17 protein-coding genes are annotated in these 19182 nt (G+C 37.0%); 10 read left to right on the top strand and 7 right to left on the bottom strand.

Annotated elements, in window-relative coordinates; all coding sequences use genetic code 11:
* The first annotated feature begins 233 nt into the window (after positions 1-233).
* The 4 genes from STA7437_RS19630 to STA7437_RS19615 all read left to right on the top strand — a co-directional run bounded on the left by STA7437_RS19630 (position 234) and on the right by STA7437_RS19615 (position 4637).
* A complete protein-coding gene (locus STA7437_RS19630) occupies positions 234-1232 on the top strand; it encodes a 30S ribosomal protein S1 (protein WP_015195133.1) in 999 nt (332 codons plus the stop codon).
* A gap of 93 nt (positions 1233-1325) precedes the next feature.
* Positions 1326-2093, top strand: coding sequence for an HAD family hydrolase (locus STA7437_RS19625; protein WP_015195132.1), 768 nt, complete (start codon positions 1326-1328; stop codon positions 2091-2093).
* Positions 2094-2169: 76 nt separating this feature from the next.
* Entirely contained in the window at positions 2170-3423 is a 1254-nt protein-coding gene (gene metK / locus STA7437_RS19620) for a methionine adenosyltransferase (protein WP_015195131.1), read from the top strand.
* A 254-nt stretch (positions 3424-3677) separates the two neighbouring features.
* The gene (locus tag STA7437_RS19615) at positions 3678-4637 is read left to right on the top strand and encodes a DUF362 domain-containing protein (protein ID WP_015195130.1); all 960 of its coding nucleotides are present in this window, start codon (positions 3678-3680) and stop codon (positions 4635-4637) included.
* A 220-nt stretch (positions 4638-4857) separates the two neighbouring features.
* Here STA7437_RS19615 and STA7437_RS19610 read toward each other — a convergent pair whose 3' ends face one another.
* Positions 4858-5448, bottom strand: coding sequence for an Hsp20/alpha crystallin family protein (locus STA7437_RS19610; RefSeq protein WP_015195129.1), 591 nt, complete (start codon positions 5446-5448; stop codon positions 4858-4860).
* Positions 5449-5724: 276 nt separating this feature from the next.
* Here STA7437_RS19610 and STA7437_RS19605 point away from each other — a divergent pair, with 276 nt between their 5' ends.
* The 4 genes from STA7437_RS19605 to STA7437_RS19590 all read left to right on the top strand — a co-directional run bounded on the left by STA7437_RS19605 (position 5725) and on the right by STA7437_RS19590 (position 9681).
* On the top strand, positions 5725-6600 hold the full coding sequence (locus STA7437_RS19605) for a dienelactone hydrolase family protein (RefSeq protein WP_015195128.1): 876 nt from the start codon (positions 5725-5727) through the stop codon (positions 6598-6600).
* A 259-nt stretch (positions 6601-6859) separates the two neighbouring features.
* Positions 6860-7960 (top strand): hypothetical protein, encoded by a 1101-nt coding sequence (locus STA7437_RS19600; protein WP_015195126.1) that lies wholly within the window; start codon positions 6860-6862, stop codon positions 7958-7960.
* A gap of 589 nt (positions 7961-8549) precedes the next feature.
* A complete protein-coding gene (gene ureE / locus STA7437_RS19595; protein ID WP_015195125.1) occupies positions 8550-8996 on the top strand; it encodes an urease accessory protein UreE in 447 nt (148 codons plus the stop codon).
* Positions 8989-9681 (top strand): urease accessory protein UreF, encoded by a 693-nt coding sequence (locus tag STA7437_RS19590; RefSeq protein WP_015195124.1) that lies wholly within the window; start codon positions 8989-8991, stop codon positions 9679-9681. The genes ureE and STA7437_RS19590 overlap by 8 nt, the downstream gene beginning before the upstream one ends.
* On the opposite strand, the gene STA7437_RS19585 is transcribed toward STA7437_RS19590, so the two are convergent.
* The 5 genes from STA7437_RS19585 to STA7437_RS19565 form a co-directional block, all read right to left on the bottom strand.
* Positions 9667-10464: a WecB/TagA/CpsF family glycosyltransferase gene (locus STA7437_RS19585; RefSeq protein ID WP_015195123.1), complete on the bottom strand. Its 798-nt coding sequence runs from the start codon at positions 10462-10464 to the stop codon at positions 9667-9669. The two genes, STA7437_RS19590 and STA7437_RS19585, sit on opposite strands and share 15 nt — an antisense overlap.
* A 260-nt stretch (positions 10465-10724) precedes the next feature.
* Positions 10725-12341: an Hsp70 family protein gene (locus STA7437_RS19580; RefSeq protein ID WP_015195122.1), complete on the bottom strand. Its 1617-nt coding sequence runs from the start codon at positions 12339-12341 to the stop codon at positions 10725-10727.
* A gap of 322 nt (positions 12342-12663) precedes the next feature.
* Positions 12664-12903: a 2Fe-2S iron-sulfur cluster-binding protein gene (locus STA7437_RS19575; protein WP_015195121.1), complete on the bottom strand. Its 240-nt coding sequence runs from the start codon at positions 12901-12903 to the stop codon at positions 12664-12666.
* A gap of 7 nt (positions 12904-12910) precedes the next feature.
* Positions 12911-14404: a cobyric acid synthase CobQ gene (gene cobQ, locus STA7437_RS19570; protein ID WP_015195120.1), complete on the bottom strand. Its 1494-nt coding sequence runs from the start codon at positions 14402-14404 to the stop codon at positions 12911-12913.
* A 70-nt stretch (positions 14405-14474) separates the two neighbouring features.
* Positions 14475-14885: an Npun_F0494 family protein gene (locus tag STA7437_RS19565; RefSeq protein ID WP_015195119.1), complete on the bottom strand. Its 411-nt coding sequence runs from the start codon at positions 14883-14885 to the stop codon at positions 14475-14477.
* 405 nt (positions 14886-15290) lie between these two features.
* Here STA7437_RS19565 and STA7437_RS19560 point away from each other — a divergent pair, with 405 nt between their 5' ends.
* Positions 15291-16400 carry a calcium/sodium antiporter gene (locus tag STA7437_RS19560; RefSeq protein ID WP_015195118.1) on the top strand — a complete coding sequence of 370 codons (1110 nt, stop codon included), beginning with the start codon at positions 15291-15293 and terminating at the stop codon, positions 16398-16400.
* Positions 16401-16669: 269 nt separating this feature from the next.
* Here the strand turns inward: STA7437_RS19560 and rpoD are convergent, their stop codons facing one another.
* A complete protein-coding gene (gene rpoD, locus STA7437_RS19555; protein WP_015195117.1) occupies positions 16670-17788 on the bottom strand; it encodes an RNA polymerase sigma factor RpoD in 1119 nt (372 codons plus the stop codon).
* A 505-nt stretch (positions 17789-18293) separates the two neighbouring features.
* Here rpoD and STA7437_RS19550 point away from each other — a divergent pair.
* Entirely contained in the window at positions 18294-19154 is an 861-nt protein-coding gene (locus tag STA7437_RS19550; protein ID WP_015195116.1) for a hypothetical protein, read from the top strand.
* The last annotated feature ends 28 nt before the right edge of the window (positions 19155-19182 follow it).

Genomic DNA, 19182 nt, shown 5'->3' with positions numbered 1-19182 from the left:
TATCAAAGACGGTTATGAATTTCAGAACAAGGTAAGATAAGTAAATAGAGTTTGGCTACAATTCTTCTCATTGAGTACAAACTATTACTTTATAATCATTCTCCAATTTTTTTGGGATAGAGAAGTTGGTAAAAAACTCAATGTAGGTGTAGGCTGCACAGTATAAAGTGAGTGTACATCAGCAGGAGGCACGCTAACCAAGGAGATAATAATCACAAGGACAATAAACACACATGATCAATCAGAAAGAAAACGTCACAAGAGATATTGGTTTTACACACGAGGATTTTGCTGCCCTTTTAGATCGGTATGATTATCATTTTAGCCCTGGAGATGTTGTTCCAGGAACAGTATTTAGCGTAGAACCTAAAGGCGCTCTGATTGACATTGGTGCTAAAACTGCTGCCTATATTCCTATCCAAGAGATGTCGATTAACAGAGTCGATGATCCTGCTGAAGTACTTCAGCCAAATGAAACCAGAGAATTTTTTATTCTTACAGATGAAAATGAAGATGGACAATTAACTCTTTCGATTCGCCGTATCGAGTATATGCGTGCTTGGGAACGAGTTAGACAACTTCAACAGGAGGATGCTACTGTACGCTCAAATGTTTTCGCAACAAATCGAGGTGGAGCATTAGTAAGAATTGAAGGATTGCGGGGTTTTATTCCAGGTTCTCATATTAGTGCTAAAGAAGCTAAAGAAGATTTAGTAGGACAAGATTTACCACTGAAGTTTTTAGAAGTAGATGAAGAGCGCAATCGTCTTGTTTTAAGCCATCGTCGAGCATTAGTCGAACGCAAGATGAATGGTTTAGAAGTCGGTCAAGTTGTTAGAGGTTCAGTTCGTGGAATCAAGCCTTATGGAGCATTTATTGATATTGGTGGTGTAAGTGGGTTGCTACACATTTCAGAAATTTCTCACGACCATATTGATACTCCTCATAGCGTTTTCAATGTCAATGATGAACTGAAAGTGATGATTATCGACTTAGACGCGGAAAGAGGTCGTATTTCTTTATCTACGAAGCAACTCGAACCTGAAGCAGGAGATATGTTGAAGAATCGAGATTTGGTATTTGAAAAAGCAGAAGAAATGGCTGAAAAATACCGTCAGAAACTACTAGCTGAAGCACAAGGATTGACTTTGGAAGGAGAAGAAGAGACCGCAGCAGTAGATGCCACCGAAGAGATTTCTGAAGAAGAAATGGTTGCTGCCGTAGAAGACTAAAAAATTAATTTCAAATTAAAGTGATTGTAAAAATACTTGAGGGATCAAGCCCTCTTTTTTTTATCAAAACTTTTTAAGAGGAGCAATAAATTTTTGGTCACCATTAAATGTTGCGATCGCGCCTGGAATAATATTCAAGCAATTATCTTTGATAAAGATGGTACTTTAGAAGATTCTCATAATTTTTTAAGAGAGTTAGGTATTACCAGAGCGCGGATCATTGATGCCCAAATTCCTGGAATTGGTGAACCTTTGTTGATGGCTTTTGGAATTGATAATAATTTTCTCGATCCGACGGGATTGATGGCAGTTGGCAGTCGTCAGGAAAACGAGATTGCTGCTGCTGCCTATATTGCGGAAACTGGATGTAGTTGGTTTAAGTCAAAACAAATTGCAGCTAATGCTTTTGTTGAAGCAGATCGATATTGTCAGAAAACTGCGGTTAATGCGCCTCTGTTTCCAGGCAGTTTAGAATTAATTAAATTATTGTCCCAAGTCGGGTTAAAATTGGGAATCCTTTCTGCTGATTCTACAGCTAAAGTAGAAGAATTTGTGAAAATTCATCAACTATCTGATTATATTCAACTAGCGATGGGTACAGATCGCGGATTAACTAAACCCGATCCCCAGTTATTTATTCAAGCTTGTCAAAAATTAGAAGTTGAGCCTAGCTGTACTGTCATGATTGGAGATTCTCAAGGAGATATAATTATGGCTCAAGCAGCAGGTGCAGCAGGCACGATTGGAATTGCTTGGAATGGCTTTGAGGCGACTCATCTAAAAAAAGCTGATGTAGCGATTACTAAGTGCCTCGCTGGGAGCGAGATCGGTTGTTGGGAACAAATTCAGGTTTTGCATTAATCAATTTTACCATTATTATATAAGGTTAATTTAATTGAAAATTTTGTACTTCTTGTATTTAAGTGAGGTAATATAGTTGTCCCGTCGTTATTTATTTACCTCGGAATCTGTCACCGAAGGTCATCCCGATAAAATTTGCGACCAGATTTCTGATACTATTGTCGATGCTTTACTATCAGAAGATCATCATAGTCGCATTGCAGCAGAAGTCGTTGTCAACACAGGCTTAGTGTTAATTACAGGCGAAATTAGTACTCAAGCTCATGTTAATTATGTCGATTTAGCTCGTCAGAAAATTGCCGAAATTGGCTATGTTAATGCAGAAAATGGCTTTTCAGCTAATAGCTGTTCTGTTTTGGTTGCATTAGACGAACAATCTCCAGATATTGCTCAAGGTGTAACTGCTGCTCAAGAACAGCGTGAAGAACTTAGTGAGGATGAGTTAGATCAAATTGGTGCAGGAGATCAAGGCATTATGTTTGGTTTTGCCTGCAATGAAACTCCTGAATTAATGCCGATGCCGATTAGTTTAGCTCATCGGATGTCTCGTCGTTTAGCAGCAGTACGTAAAACTGGCGAATTAGCTTATTTGCGTCCTGATGGCAAAACTCAAGTTTCCGTAATCTATGAAGATGGACAACCCATCGGCATTGATACGATTTTAATTTCTACTCAGCATACCGAAACTATTGGCGAAATTACCGAAGGTAGTGCAGTTCAAAATAAAATTAAAACCGACCTGTGGGAAGCAGTAGTTCAGCCTGTTTTTGGAGATTTGAGTGTCAAACCAGACCAAAATACCCGTTTTTTAGTTAATCCGACGGGTAAATTTGTGATTGGTGGGCCTCAAGGAGATTCTGGTTTAACAGGCAGAAAAATTATTGTTGATACCTACGGTGGTTATTCTCGTCATGGTGGTGGTGCTTTTTCGGGTAAAGACCCTACTAAAGTAGACCGCAGTGCTTCTTATGCTTGTCGTTATGTGGCAAAAAATATTGTCGCTGCTGGTTTAGCTGATAAGTGCGAGGTACAAGTCAGTTATGCGATCGGTGTAGCTAAACCTGTAAGTATTTTTATAGAGACTTTTGGAACGGGTAAAGTTTCAGAAGAGAAACTCTTGACGTTAGTTAAAGAATATTTTGAATTTCGTCCTGCTGGGATTATTCAGACTTTAAATATGCGTCGTTTACCTTCTGAAAGAGGTGGTCGTTTCTATCAAGATGTCGCTGCTTATGGTCATTTTGGTAGAAATGATTTAGATTTACCTTGGGAAAAAACTGACAAAGCAACTTTGCTTAAAGAACAGTCTTTGTCTGGTACGCTTGCTTAAGCTGTTAATTATTAAATTTTATAGCGATACGCTAAAGAGTTAGGACACAAATACTATGTGGCAGGGTCGTCAAGGTGCGAAACCTAGCCCGTTGGGAACAATCAAATCCTGAATAAGTTCAATCATGTCTTAATCTCTACTCGTACTACTATTGTTTTGAAAACTTCCTATCCTATGAGTTACTGGGTAGGAAGTTCTTTTTTGAAGCAATTACAGTTATGTTGGAAGGTAACTGTATTAATTGATAAGCTCTAATGTATACCGTCAGTTTAATCCGCGCTCAATCTTACGAGTTAAAAGAATTACGTAAACAAATTCAATATTTAATTGAACCTTTAGGAGGAATTAACGCTTTTGTTAAAGAAGGCGATCGCGTTTTATTAAAACCCAATTTATTAACGGGTAGTCGTCCGACGAAGGAATGTATTACACGTCCTGAAATAGTTTATTGTCTCGCTCAATTGGTACAAGAAGCTGGTGGTAAACCTTTTTTAGGGGATAGTCCCGCTTTTGGTAGTGCTAAAGGAGTTGCTAAAGCGAATGGTTATTTGCCTCTAGTTGAAGAATTAAATTTGCCCATCGTTGAATTTCATGGTCAACGGTATCAAATAGAAAGTAATGGTTTCGATCATCTGCGTTTATCTAAAGAAGCGATGGATGCAGATGTGGTGATCAATTTACCTAAAATCAAATCTCATCTGCAATTAACTTTGACGATGGGAGTAAAAAATTTGTTTGGTTGTGTGCCAGGTAAAATGAAGGCATGGTGGCACATGGAAGCAGGTAAAGATGTCCACCGTTTTGGTGAGATGCTAGTAGAAACAGCCAAAGCGATCGCGCCTAGTTTAACTATTGTTGATGGAATCATTGGTCATCAAGGAAATGGCCCTAGTGGTGGAGAACCGCGTCAATTAGGAATTTTAGGTGCATCTGCTGATGTGTTTGCTTTAGATATTGCGATCGCAGAAATTTTGAATGTCAATCCTGAATTAATTCCTACCATTGTGGCGCAATCAAAGTTAGGATGTTGTTCAGATTTAGCTCAAATACAATTTCCTTACCAGCATCCGATAAATTTAAAGATTGAGGATTGGAAATTACCTGACGCGCTGATGCCGATTGATTTTGGCTTACCTCGTGTACTTCGTTCCACTTTTAAACATTTTTATATTCGCTTTATCCAAGAACCAATTAAAACTTATACCTCAAAATAAGTCATACAAGAGGGTTTTTAGTTAAATTGGCTACAAAAACGGAGCTTATTAAAGCTTAAGCTATTATTACCCTCCGATTGCTTATTCAGACCGCCCAAATCTAGAGGCGGTTTTTTATTTAATTATAGTGAATCTCACTCTTGATCGGGATCAAAAACGGTAGAGGGCATTCATGAATTGCCTCTACTATTTTATAGAACTATTCCTTGGATTGAAAAAATTACACAGTAGTTTCACCAAGATTGACTTTGACGACTTTATTCTTTTCTTCTTCAGCTTTTGGCAAAGTTAAGTTGAGAATACCGTTTTTGTATTCAGCAGTAACGTTGCTGTTTTGAATTCGTGCCGGTAAAGGAATTACTCTAGAGAATTTACCGTAACGAAATTCGGAATGAACTTTACCATTTTCTTCAGATTTAGTTTCTGATTTGCGTTCGCCACTGATTGAAACATGGTCTACTGTTACTTGAATGTCTAAATCTTTAGCAGACATCCCAGGAACTTCAAGTTTGAGATGAATAGCATCTTCAGTGTCAGTCAATTCAGCAGCAGGAAATTTAGCTAGATTAGAAAATTCACCCCAAGAATTAGGAGTTAAAGCATCACGGACGGCTGAAATGGAGGAACGACCCCGCGTCGGCGGTAAGCGGTCAGACCCCACGCCGACGTAAGGCGCAAGGGAATGCTGACCGAGCAAGGGAATGCGTTCCGATGAGGCAACCTCAAACATACCGTTCTCATCAAAAAGACGGTTTAGTTGACGTTGTAAAGAATTAATTTCTTGCCAAGGATTATAACGGATAATTGTCATAACTCTTTCTCTTTTAATATGAATACTTACTCGATTAATTGATTGGTTACATCAACTATTTTTAACTTCAATTCTTATGTTATTAAGAGAGATAAAAAAATGTAAGTGTGGTTGTTTTCCATTACCAAGTGTGGTTTTCTGCACGGATATCTTAAACGCGCGAACTAAATTCGCGCCCCGTGTCCTCCCAAACAAAAATGATTAGAATGAGTAGGGAAAACTGTAATCGCTCAGTTCGGTTTAGATATTCTTTTTGAGTTATTTATACTTGCAATTATGATCAATTCTCGCTTTTTTAATTGGAAATTCCTGATTACAGGATTATTGTCGCTTGTCTTTTTAGTTGGTATCAATCTGTATAATAGCAGTCGCGATCAAGCACTATCTTTAGCAGCAGTACATCAAAATGACAGTCCTATTCCCACAGCCTTGGCTCAAGCTGAACCAGCTACTCCTGTAATAACCGAACAAGTTCAATATGCTACGGTTAATGGGCAAAAAATAACTGGTTATCTGGCTCGTCCTCAAAATGCAGTTGATGGTTTACCTGGTGTGATTGCCATTCATGAATGGTGGGGACTTAATGACAATATTGAAGCGGTTACTAGAAGACTAGCGGGAGAAGGATATCACGTTCTAGCAGTAGATTTGTATAACGGGCAAGTTGCTCAATCACCAGAGCGAGCCAAAGAATTGATGACTACAGTAAGTCAAAATCCTACCTTAGCTCAGGAGAATTTACAGCAAGCTTACACTTATCTGACAGAAAAACTACAAGCCCCAAAAGTAGGCTCAATTGGTTGGTGTTTGGGTGGTAGTTGGTCTTTACAAACTGCACTATTATTTCCTGAAGCCTTAGATGCAACGGTTATTTATTATGGCGGTCAAATCGGTGAAGCTACCAAAGAGCAATTAAGTACCCTTACTATGCCTATTTTAGGGATTTTTGGGGCAGAAGATGAAAGTATTCCTCTAGCGACAGTACAAAAGTTTGAAGCTACTTTAAAAGAATTAGGTAAGCAAGCAGATATTCAAGTTTATGAAAATGCAGGACACGCTTTTGCTAATCCTTCTGGCGATCGCTATGTTCCTGAAGCTGCTGAAAAGGCTTGGACTGAAACGATTAGCTTTTTGGCACAAAATTTACAATAAGCTTTTGGACTCTGACATTTCTCTAACGCATCAGCTTTTTGTTTAGCCATAAATTTACAAAATCTAACACCAAGATTGGGAATAATTAATTTAATCGTTGTTGATTGATCACAAAACATCATGTCTTAAATCAACACACTTGTTCAGCGATCGCATTAAACTGTTATACAAATACAGTCTCTCGCCAAGCATTAGCTAAATTTCAAGATTGTGAGAGCAAAAATGGCTATAAAATAGGATTGATTGGAGATTTATATCAATGTGGCTAATTACGACGGGTATTCTTCTGACAACCTCAGTAAGTTTCATTGAACCAGTTCAAGTTAGTGCCGAGTTCAACAATTTAGTTGATTACAACGGTAATCTTGCCGAGGAGATGGTAACTTTTTTGAATTCTGTCGCAGTTAATGGTGAGTTTGTTCGCCAAATCAATTTTTTACCACCAACTGCCCAAAATTTTACTCCTGTCAGACTCAGCCAAACTTCAACTACTATTACACCACCAACCGCTACCAACTTTACACCTCTTAGAGTAGATAAAACTCTGATTATTCCTGAAGAAGCCAGTTTTACGGCAGGAAATACGGGTTGGAAACAACAAACTGTTTTCGGTTCAATTGGAATTAACGGCAATTTTAACAAAGAAGCTACTTTTACTGGTGGGAAAGCCTTTTTGCAGACAGCAACTGAATTTGGTTCTTTAAATATCAATGCCAATCTTAATGCTCAAGCGCAATTTACAGGCGGTAATGCTTCTTGGCAAGCTAAAACCTCTCTTGGTTCAATTGGAATTAACGGCAATTTTAATAATGAGACGCAATTTACTGGCGGTAATGCCTCTTGGCAAGCTAAAACCACCCTTGGTTTAATTGGAATTAACGGCAATTTTAATAATGAGACGCAATTTACTGGTGGTAATGCCTCTTGGCAAGCTAAAACTTCCCTTGGTTCAGTCGGAGTTAGTAGCAAGTTTGACGAACAAGCTAATTTTATCAGTACCAATGCTTTTTGGAATACCGAAACTTCCTTTGGTTCAATCGGAATAAGTGGCAATTTTGATGATGAGACGAGCTTTACCGGAGGAAATGCTTCTTGGAAAACTAAATTATTTTTAGGTTCGGTTGGTTTGAATGGTAATTTTGACGAACAAGCTAATTTTACTCAAGGTAGTGTAGAACTAACGATAGATACTGGAGTTGGTTTAGTTGGTGTGAGTGCCAAAATCGATGATGATACTAATCTTTTGGGAGGAACTGCTTCTTGGAAAACAAAAATGGGGATTGGTTCAATTGGCGTGAGTGCCGATTTAGATGCTAACGGCAATATTACTCCTAAAATGGGAGTTCAAATGCCATTTTAATAGTTTTGGTAATTGATAAATTGATTTATAAATCAACACAAACCATAGTTTTGACTCTATTTTATTCATGTGATAAACGATAAAAAAAAGTCTTGATCTCTTTACCCTTTGGTATCAATACCGAGGCAGAACACAGATCCAAGACTATAATTAAACACAAAGATTGTCTTTTAAAATTTGTTGAAGTAATATTCTCAATTCAGCAATAACACTCTTTAAATAAATTTGTACTAAATCTGATTAGTTTTAAAACCATCTTTTGTCAAAATTTATTGTTATCGAGAGAAAACCGGAATGCTAAAAATGAAACTTGAAGTTTGGCGAAAATTTGTTCTAAAAAATGTTGGTTTTGCTGAATTTCCGCTTAATTGAACCAAAAAACACAAACAAAAAGTTACTGCAATAGCTAATAATAATCTTTCCCACATCGCACTATTCCTCTCAATCACACCGTTAATTTTAGTATCCCTCATTTAATAAAATTCAGCCATATTATTCTCTTGAAAATATTAAACTTGACTAAAAATTATTAATTTTTTTATTTTTTAATCCTGAATTTTTTTGTTTAATTATTGTCAAAATTTATTTTATGATTAGGTTAACAGAATGTTTTTCCACTGAAGAAAAAATAGAACCAGCCTGGACAATCTCTTTAACTGCTGAAGAAAGAAAGCGATCGCGACAAAAATTAGAACTTACTCCTAATCAGTATATATATATCTATTTACCTAGAGGAACAGTTCTTCACGATGGTAATTTGTTGCGTTCAGAAACAGGAGAACTGATTGTAAGAGTTTTGGCCAAACCAGAACCAGTTATGACTATTCGGGGCAAAACTACTTTAGATTTAATCAAAGCAGCTTATCATTTAGGCAATCGTCATGTAGCCTTAGAAATTACTTCTGACTATCTCAGAATTTCTCCCGATTCAGTTTTATCTTCTTTATTAATTCAATTAGGTTTAGAAGTTATTGAAGAAATAGCTCCCTTTCAGCCAGAAATAGGGGCTTATGGTCATATTCACAATTATGAATGAAACAATTTTATCTTTACTTCAATTAACTAGTCCTAGTTTACCTTTAGGAGCGTATAGTTATTCAGAAGGATTAGAATCTTTAATTACTCAAGGAGCAATTTCTACTGCCGACTCTTTAGCTCTGTGGTTAAAAAGAGAATTAAATTATGGTGCGATCCGTCTTGAAGCAGCAATTATGCTGAGAGCCTATTTCAGTTTAAAAGTAGGAGATGTTCAGGCTCTTGATGATTGGAATAGTTGGAGTAGTGCTGCTAAAGAATCTTCAGAATTACGATATCAAAGTTGGCAAATGGGAACTTCTCTTTTACGATTACTAAGGGAATTACAACCACAAACTGACAAGAAGTTGCTTCCCATCGAACAATTAGTTCAAATTTTCGGTAGACAATGTAACTATTGCGTTGCTTTTGGCATTGGTGCTGCTTGCTGGCAGTTGAGTTCCGAGAATGCTTTACTCGGTTATTTACAAAGTTGGACGGCAAATTTGATTAGTGTAGGAGTAAGAGTGATTCCTTTCGGTCAGACTAAGGGTCAAAAATTATTGTTTCAACTTAATCAAGACATTGTTAAAGCAACAACAACAATTATTTCTTTATCAGATGATGACCTCTGTAATTGTAGTTTTGGTCTAGGATTAGCAAGTATGACTCACCAACATCAACACGTTCGTTTATTTCGCAGCTAATTTTCTGCTCCAAGGTGCGCTCATTCCCCGCATTCTTCTAAGAGGACGTAAATTTAGTTTTTGTAACATAATCAGCACGAAAAAAGCCAAATCTTCTACTAAATATCTTTTCCAAAGGCGTTTGGGTTCTAACATTAATCTAAACAACCATTCCAAACCAACCATACTCATCCACTTGGGTGCGCGCTGACGGTAACCAGCTTCAAACTCAATCGCTGCACCAATTGCAAAAAATAGTTTGATATTGTGTAGTTGGTCTTTGTATTTATAAATCCACTTTTCTTGTTTAGGAGCGCCCAAACCTACTGCGAGAACAGTTGCTCCAGAATTATTAATCATCTGAACAATTTTTTGACATTCGATTTCGTCTTTTTCAAAACCAAAGGGTGGGGAATAAGAAGCAATCACCATATTGCACCCAACTTTATCGTTAATATTTTGATGAGCATCTTCAACTACATCTTGTGTTACACCGCCTAATAAAAAGATCTTGACGTTTTCGTCATTACGGTAGTACCAATAGAAAGCTGGAAATAAGTCAGAACCAGATATTTTTTCTTTTAAGGGTGTGCCAAGAAATTTAGAAGCATACAATAACAATTGACTATCGCAGACTCGGTAATCAGCCGTTTTATAAATGCGATAAAAATCTCGGTCTTTTTGTAATTTGATGATGTGGTCGACATTAGGAGTAAAAACTACACCTCCATATCTGAGTTTTTCTAACAACTCAGCCATACTAAAATTGTCAATTAAAACACTTAAAATATTGATTTGTTCCACAGTCGTACCTCGCCAAGTATTGTATATTCTTTGATCTAAATAGGTTGGTTTTTAAAAAGTTATGTATGTTACTAGGTACTTTTTTTGCAAAGTAATGCTTCTTAAAAACATTCCTTTGAGTTAATATACCTAATAATTACTAATACTCGGCAATATAGTACAAAATTAACTGGTAAATAAAGGTTAACAGTCTTGATTGTTACCTTGAAATTTCCTAGTTTTAAGGAATTCTATTTAAGTATATACTACGGTAATGATACTTAAGTTAATTCTGCGACAATCTGATTATTTAATAACATGGTTTGAGTCAGTAAATCTTCCACCGAAAGTCGTAGATAACGCTCTTGGTCAACCCAAAAAGATATTTTAACTCGATCGCTCCCAGGATTACCTAAGGGTTCTAATCGAGCAATTGTTCTTGCGCCTGCTTTGTCATTCAGTGGTTTCACCGTCATGGTTTGGTCGTTATTACTTCTGGTTATCAAGCGATCGCCATCAAAATAAACTTCTAAACCTACATTGTTGACACCCATTTCACCAATAATCAATTCGATACTCGGTTGATTTTCTACCGAAGCTCCCAAAACCAATTCTACAGGTTGTGCCATTGGATAAGGTTGTCCGGCTTGAATAATTGGATGCCAACTATGACAATTTTGTTTCCGATTCCAGTAACGAATGCCATAACTGTGATAGAGAAAGTCTTGAACTTGAATACCCTGAGCAATTGCTAATGCGCCAGTGGCAATCGCTTCAAAAGGGCGATCGCAACTAATTTTGTCTTGATCAAAATATTGTTTGATCCAGTTTTGCACTGCTGGCATTTGTACTGTACCACCTACCAATAAAACAGCGTTAATGTCTGTTTTTTCAATGCCGTTTCGCCTTGCTTGTTGTAATACCTGAGTCATTAACTCATCAAGTTGAGCAAAAAATTGTTGTTGTTGAAGAATTTTTTCTAAACCAGAACGGTCTAAATTTAATTGATAACTTTCGAGAGTTTCATCATTAAAATAAACTTCACTAGCTTCCTGTTGAGTCGAAAGCTGAATTTTTAACTTTTCTGCCAAACGGGTAGTTAAGGAAGATTTGGTTAAACCTTGTGTAGCTGCAAAATAATCTACCAACCAATGATCAATATCCGTTCCGCCTAAATTTTGACCAGCTTTAGCCAATACCCGTGCAGTAGCCTTTTTTTGAGAAGAACTTTCGCCAAGGAATTTTTGACCCCATTTGAGAATAAAACCTTGAGTTGCTTGACTTTGGCGTGACAATTGAACTAGAGATAAATCAACTGTTCCGCCACCAAAATCAACTACTAAAATTAATTCTTGTTCGGCTGCACCATAACCCAAAGCTGCTGCGGTAGGTTCATCTAAAATTCTGATTTGTTCGACACTAAGAGAGTGGCAAATGTCGGTTAGCCAAAGGCGATAGGCTTCAAAACTATCAACTGGTACAGTTAAAACTAAAGATTGTAGATTAGCTTGACAATCGTCTTGCAGTTGTGCAATTAACTGTTTGAGAAACCATTCCCCTACTTGTTCAAAAGTAACTAATTGTTCGTCTAATTCGGGTAAAAAACCTTGAATTTCAGTACCAATACCTCGTTTAAAGCTACGGAAAAAACGAGCATCATTGGTTTGGTCTAAACCGCGATCGCGTACTGCTTGTCCTAAAATTACTTTACCTCGACTAGCATCTTTAACATAAACCAAACTAGGGATTAAAGGAGGATTATTGGCTAATAATTGCGATAATCCAGATAATTTTACTGTCTCTGCTGCACCAATTGCCGAATTCCAACGAGCAACAACTGTATTGCTAGTACCAAAATCAATTGCGTAAGCATTGTTCTCAATAGAAGTAACGCTCATTCTATCTAGATAATTGTCTTTAACTCGTAGAATAACATTCTAGTAGCCTTCAACAAAATTCTAATCATTTATTTGGTAGCGTTTAGATAGTAGGATCAAAGCCAGATTGCTATAAGCATTTTTCACTGTTTAAGATTACAGTAAACCTCTGGGTTTTGTTAATAATTGATTTGCGTCTCCTGAATTGAATCGCATTTTTCAAAAGGCAAATTTAAAAAGACTGTGGGCAGAATTTTAATCTCCGCCCTGATCAGCTATATAACAGAGTACCTTCGACTCGCTCCAGCTTAAAACCAAGTTCAGGTTTTAACAAACAATTAAATTACCATAAAGGATCAGAATATAAATTAATAGTGAGTTCTTTAGTGCCAATAGGAACCGAACTAATACAAGCACAAATAGCAGTACCATCATTTAATTCAACTTCACAGGCATGACAAGAACCCATTAAGCAACCAGTAGGAATAAACACTCCAGCCCGTTCCGCCACCTGTAATATTGGTTCTCCAGTTTCTGCTTTCACGGTAATATTATCAGGTAAAAAGCGAATTGTGACAGTCATATTTCTCCTAATAATGACTAGGCAAAATTGGTTTTAAATTAATATTAGCTTCCACCAAATTAGTCAGATCATTTAAAACTGCTTCTCGTTGTTCTCGATAGTTAGAAATCCCAGTAGGTAAAGAAGCCATTCCCCTCTGTTTACGAAGATGATTTAACCAAGAACGTCGCCAAGGGCCATTGTCAAAAATACCATGAAGATAACAACCCCAAACTGATAAACTGCGATCAACCAATCCTAATCCAGTATCATCAAAAACAGGACGATATTCACTAGTCAAATCTCTATTTTTATAATTGAGTAAACGAGTACGTCCCTGATGTATTTCGTAACCATCAACTGGTAACCCTGCTTGGGGAAATTTAGAAATAACTTGTCTTTGACGAGCAATTTTATTAGCTGTAACTACAGTATGAACTGGAAGCAAACCTAATCCTTGAAATTCTCCACTTTCTCCTTCTAATCCTTCAGTGTCAATAATTCTTTCTCCCAAAATTTGATAACCACCACAAATGCCTAAAACAGTTCCTCCTGCTGCTGCATACTCTTGAATTTGTTCAGCCATGCCACTTTTTTTCATAGCCAGTAGATCGGCAATTGTAGTTTTAGAACCCGGAATAATCACCGCATCAGGATGTCCCAGAGAATCTTTTAAACCAATATATTTAATACTAACTGTAGGTTCGGATTCTAGAGGATCAAAATCAGTAAAGTTGGCAATTCTTGGTAAGCGAATGACATGGATATTAAGTTCTCGATTTAGTTGATGAATTCTTCGCTCTAATAAATCAAGCGAATCTTCCGCAGGAAAAATCTGATCATGCCAAGGAATGACCCCTAAAACAGGAACACCAGTACGTTGTTGTAACCATTCAATTCCTGAAGTTAATAATTCTTTATTACCTCTAAATTTATTAATTACAACTCCCTTAACTAAGGCTCTTTCTTCAGGCTCAAGTAATTCTAACGTACCAACTACATGAGCAAAAGCTCCGCCTCTTTCAATATCGACAACTAAGATAGTTGAAGCATTTAAATGTTTAGCGATCCGCATATTAGTCAAATCCCGATGTTTGAGATTAATTTCTGCGGGACTACCTGCCCCTTCACAAACTAATAAATCAAACTCAATTGATAAGCGATAAAGAGACTCTTGTATTACCTCCCACCCCAGATCAAAATACTTTTCATAATATTCTGTTGCTTTAACAACTCCTACCGCATTGCCCTTAATAATGACTTGAGAAGTCATATTACCCTGTGGTTTAAGCAAAATCGGATTCATTTCTATTCGGGGAATTACTCCCGCAGCCCATGCCTGTACTGCTTGTGCGTAGCCAATTTCTCCTCCTGTTGGCGTGACATAGGCATTTAAAGCCATATTTTGTCCTTTAAAAGGAGCTACTCGCCAACCTTGTCTTACTAAAATACGACACAAAGCAGCAGTTAGGAATGATTTTCCTGCATGAGAGGTTGTTCCTACCACCATGATCGCTTTCATCGATTAATCCCCTGCTGAAAAACTTATCACATTTATAACAATTACCAACGCAGATTGAATTGCTTGAAAATTATAGTGACAATCTTGACCAACGATTGAACAGATTAATAATACGCTCAGACATGGTAGGGTTCGGCAAACTATTACCCTGTTTTTCCCATTTAGTTACAATTTGTCTTCCTAAAGGAGTAAGACGAAAACTATCAGTCAATCCTTGCCCATCTACTTCTCTTCTGAGTACACCAACCTTAATCAGCCAGATTAATTGTGCTTCTGCTTGATTTTCTGATAAAGCTTTTTTTGTGTAGTTATTTTGCAACCCGCTAGACTCGGCAATAGTTGGCAAAGGTACGCCGTGATTGAGCATAGCGGTGAATAAACTTAACTTGAAAGAAGAACAACATAAAGCAATTTCTGCTCTTGTGATAGTTAAACTGGAATAAGAAACTGATTGTTTAGCTCTAGCAGGAAGAAAACTCATTTTTTTATATAATTAGCAATTAATAATCTTAATTGTGATTTAATAAAAAACTATACATTCATCTTAAAAAAAAATACTTTTATTTTGGTGAATAAACTCAGCATGAAATTTAACTATTAAATAGTTTATGTCAAGATTTATTGCTTGAACCCTTATCTGGTTTCCTAAGATTGGCAAAATTTACGGAACTTATAAGTTGAAGGAGCAGATAGAGAATTATATTCCACTTAGTTTTGGTTAAACAAGCAAACATCAGATCTTTGTTTTTTGATGAAGAATTTGGAAAGATAGGTTAATTAACTGTTTTTTATCAAAGCTTTACCTAAAAACTGTTTTAACCCAGTTTCAAGCTATATTTTTCAACAAAATAACTTAACATTTTTTTGAAAATATTGATATTTTTGTATGACTTTAATAACATTTTTAATTTTATTTGGTGGACTGGTACTTTTAGTTATTGGTGCAGAATTATTAGTCAAGGGAGCATCTAATTTAGCAGGGATATTAGGTATCCCCCCTTTAATTATTGGACTAACTATTGTTGCTTATGGTACTTCTTCTCCAGAAATGGCAGTCAGTGTCATGTCTAGTTGGGCTGGGCAAGCAGATCTGGCGGTTGGTAATGTGGTGGGAAGTAATATTTTTAATGTTTTATTGATTCTTGGTTTGTCTGCTTTAGTAACTCCTTTGATAGTAACTAGACAGTTAATTCGTTCTGATGTACCAATTATGATTGGGGTATCTATTCTTCTATTGATGTTTGGACTAGATGGCAAAATCAGTCGAGTAGATGGAATTATTTTTTTTGTGGGGGGTGTTATATATACGCTTTCTTTGGTTTATCAAAGTCGTCAACCAAACAATAATTCTGAGCAAGATGAATTTACTAGAGAATATGGTTATACTGGCGAACGTTCTAGAATAATTTGGTTCAAAGATTTAGTTTTTATTGTTGGTGGTTTAGGATTATTAGTATTAGGTTCTCGTTGGCTTGTTGATTCAGCAACCACGATCGCTCGGGCTTTGGGAGTCAGTGATTTGTTGATTGGATTGACCATTGTTTCGGCAGGAACTTCTTTACCCGAACTTGCTACTTCTGTAATTGCTAGTCTTCGTGGTGAAAGGGATATTGCGGTTGGTAATGTCTTGGGAAGTAATATTTTTAATATTTTGGCAGTATTGGGATTGGCAGGAATAGTTGCACCAAATGGACTCAATGTTTCTGAATCTATTATAGAATTTGATGTTCCTGTAGCGATCGCAGTTGCTTTTGCCTGTTTACCAATTTTTTATTCTGGTAATCAAATTAATCGTTGGGAAGGATTACTATTTGTTTTTTACTATCTGGCTTACGTTGGTTACCTAATTTTAAATGCTATTAATCACGATAGTTTACCTGTCTACACTACTATCATGCTTTTCTTTGTGATTCCTTTGACTGTAATTACTTTAGTTGCAGCTATGTTACAGGAACGACAAGCCAGACGTAAGAAAAAAATGGATAGACATTTGTGATCTCAAGTTCGCTTTATTCTATAAAATTCTTGGGCAGGGGCTTGCCCCTTTTTTTGCTCCTTCGTTCATGCTTCTGACGCTTCGCGCTTTTGTACAGACGCTTTATGTTCCCGAAGGGTGCGAAGCAACGTCTCTACTTTTTATTTACTAAGGTGTAACTATATCAAAAGTACTTCATATCAAAGGGCAATCCGATGAGAAAACCTCATCGGTTGATACGCCCCGTCACGCTTACCGCCAACGCGGAAACGATAGTAGATTGATTTGACTTAACGAATATATTCTTTAAGAATGCTGTTACGGTTGGGATGACGTAGTTTACGCAAAGCTTTAGCCTCAATTTGACGGATACGCTCGCGGGTAACGTTGAAGATTTGTCCAATCTCTTCCAAAGTTTTCATTCTTCCGTCATCTAAACCATAACGTAAACGAAGTACGTCTCGTTCGCGAGGGCTTAAAGTATCAAGCACATTTTCTAGATCTTCTCGCAACAGACTCTTTGAGACTTGATCTTCTGGAGTTTCACCATCAGCTTCGATAAAATCTCCCAAACGAGAATCTTCTTCCTTACCAATAGGAGTTTCTAGAGAAATAGGCAATTGAGCAGATTTAGCAATAAATCTTAACTTCTCAATCGTCATTTCCATCCGAGTAGCAATTTCTTCCTCGGTAGGTTTACGTCCCATTTCTTGAGATAGAAGTTTGGTAGTTTTCTTGATTCGAGAGATAGTTTCATATAAATGGACAGGAAGACGAATTGTCCGAGATTGATCTGCGATCGCTCTGGTAATTGCCTGTCTGATCCACCAAGTAGCATAGGTAGAGAATTTATAGCCTTTTTCGTGGTCAAATTTCTCGGCTGCTCGAATCAAACCTAAAGAACCTTCTTGAATTAAATCTTGGAAGGATAAACCACGATTCATGTATTTTTTGGCAATTGAGACAACCAGACGCAGGTTAGATTGAACCATTTTATCTTTCGCTCTTCTGCCATAGAATAAACGACGGCGGAATTCAGGCAGCCTCATGTTAACTTCTTCTGCCCACTCAGCATCACTAGGATAGCGCTCAAGACGATCTGCCATCCGCTCTCTGATTCTTTCTAATTCAAGTAAGTCAGCGATTTTCCGAGCTAATTCAATTTCTTCTTCTGCCCGTAAGAGTCTGATTCGACCAATTTCTTGTAAATAAATCCTAATCGAATCTTCAGTATAAGGTTTTTTACGACCACGTTCTCCACGACGAGCAGCAGTTAATGCTGTTTTAACAGTCTCTGCATCTTCTAGCTCTACATCTAATTCGTTATCGCTAACGTCTTCATCAATTAATAATTCCCAACCTAATTTTGGCTCTTCAATGGTCGCTAGTACTTGATTTGCCTGCGTCATGCCGTTTTCCTCTTGCTCCTTCAGTAAATTTGTCAAAATTAACTGTATTTATTTTTGGTTGTGGCTCAACCTCAATCTAATCAATGTGCTAACACATAATAGGCGTAAGCACTAAAAATTCCCCTTCCCTTAGCTTAGTTTTAATTAAGCAATTTTGGCTTTGGGTATTTTCAACTAAAAAAACATAATTCTTTCCGATTTTAGCTTCGATTGTTGGAAATGTGGTGAAGTTTTCGCAGGAATTATGCTGTTTATTCATGAAAATTGTAAAGAAACTTTGAACTAAATTTTAATAGATCTCTCTTTGGCATTGTAAGTAATTTAACGAAAGAATGGCACAGATAAAAATATTCTTTTAAAAATCAAGTTTTGGGCAAACTCTTGTACTAAAGATTCAAAGATTAAATAAAGGCAAAAAAAACGCTAAAATCCCCTAGGAGGGCATTGAAAAAGGCTGATGTAATTTAGAAGACTAAAAGATATTAGTGTAATTATTTACTTCAGCATGAATAAATTCTCAATTCTAATTGCGATCACGCAGTGCCTCGCCTTCGGCGCGATCGCAATTGCTTCATCCTGGCTTAGTAGTTGTAGTCCGTCAACAAATCTTAACAAAAATGAAACTGAGGCGGTTGCTGCTGAAACAGGAATGTTAACTTTAGTTGCAAATGGTGAAGATTTTGTCCGTCAAGGTTTTGTGTCTAAGGATGGCTGGCAAATAAATTTCAATCATCTTTATGTAACGTTAGCGGATGTCAAAGCTTATGTAACGGAAGCTCCTTTTGATCCAGAAACCAAGCAGGAAATTAAACCTCAAGAAGAAGTTGTTCTTTTGGAAGGAAACAAAACTGTTGATTTAGCGGAAGGAGAAGCAGAAGCTGAACCCATTGTAGTGAATCAAACTGAAGCTCCTGTAGGAACGTATAATGCTTCAAGTTGGAAGTTAGTTCCGGCGCAAGATGCTCCTGCTAGTGGACAAACAATTTATATGGATGGAATAGCAGAAAAAGATGGTCAAACAATTAACTTTTTAATTGGAGTTAATTATCCAGTTGAATATGTTTGCGGTGAATTTGTGGGAGAAGAAAGAAAAGGAATTGTCCAACCAGATGCCACAGGAGAATTAGAAACTACTTTTCATTTCGATCACTTATTCGGAGATCAATCAGCATCAGCTACAGATGTCTTGAATCAAGAAGCATTGGGTTTTCAACCATTAGCTGAGTTAGCCACAGCAGGAAAATTAGAAGTCGATCAAAGTCAACTTCAAGAAAGATTATCTCCAGACAATTATCAAAAATGGCAAAATGCGATCGCAGGATTAGCTCATGTCGGAGAAGGACATTGTGCAATTAAATCCCAATAATTGAAATTCTTGAGGAAATTAGGGGAAA

Origin of the sequence: Stanieria cyanosphaera PCC 7437, from assembly GCF_000317575.1 — a bacterium.
Classification (GTDB): domain Bacteria; phylum Cyanobacteriota; class Cyanobacteriia; order Cyanobacteriales; family Xenococcaceae; genus Stanieria; species Stanieria cyanosphaera.
Note: the sequence above shows the minus strand (reverse complement) of the source record. Positions and strands in the feature narration are given on the sequence as shown.

Coding starts and splice junctions, on each gene's coding strand:
- STA7437_RS19630 (WP_015195133.1), top strand. CDS start 234: ATGATCAATCAGAAAGAAAACGTCACAAGAGATATTGGTTTTACACAC.
- STA7437_RS19615 (WP_015195130.1), top strand. CDS start 3,678: ATGTATACCGTCAGTTTAATCCGCGCTCAATCTTACGAGTTAAAAGAA.
- STA7437_RS19610 (WP_015195129.1), bottom strand. CDS start 5,448: ATGACAATTATCCGTTATAATCCTTGGCAAGAAATTAATTCTTTACAA.
- STA7437_RS19605 (WP_015195128.1), top strand. CDS start 5,725: ATGATCAATTCTCGCTTTTTTAATTGGAAATTCCTGATTACAGGATTA.
- STA7437_RS19600 (WP_015195126.1), top strand. CDS start 6,860: ATGTGGCTAATTACGACGGGTATTCTTCTGACAACCTCAGTAAGTTTC.
- ureE (WP_015195125.1), top strand. CDS start 8,550: ATGATTAGGTTAACAGAATGTTTTTCCACTGAAGAAAAAATAGAACCA.
- STA7437_RS19590 (WP_015195124.1), top strand. CDS start 8,989: ATGAATGAAACAATTTTATCTTTACTTCAATTAACTAGTCCTAGTTTA.
- STA7437_RS19580 (WP_015195122.1), bottom strand. CDS start 12,341: ATGAGCGTTACTTCTATTGAGAACAATGCTTACGCAATTGATTTTGGT.
- STA7437_RS19575 (WP_015195121.1), bottom strand. CDS start 12,903: ATGACTGTCACAATTCGCTTTTTACCTGATAATATTACCGTGAAAGCA.
- cobQ (WP_015195120.1), bottom strand. CDS start 14,404: ATGAAAGCGATCATGGTGGTAGGAACAACCTCTCATGCAGGAAAATCA.
- STA7437_RS19565 (WP_015195119.1), bottom strand. CDS start 14,885: ATGAGTTTTCTTCCTGCTAGAGCTAAACAATCAGTTTCTTATTCCAGT.
- STA7437_RS19560 (WP_015195118.1), top strand. CDS start 15,291: ATGACTTTAATAACATTTTTAATTTTATTTGGTGGACTGGTACTTTTA.
- rpoD (WP_015195117.1), bottom strand. CDS start 17,788: ATGACGCAGGCAAATCAAGTACTAGCGACCATTGAAGAGCCAAAATTA.
- STA7437_RS19550 (WP_015195116.1), top strand. CDS start 18,294: ATGAATAAATTCTCAATTCTAATTGCGATCACGCAGTGCCTCGCCTTC.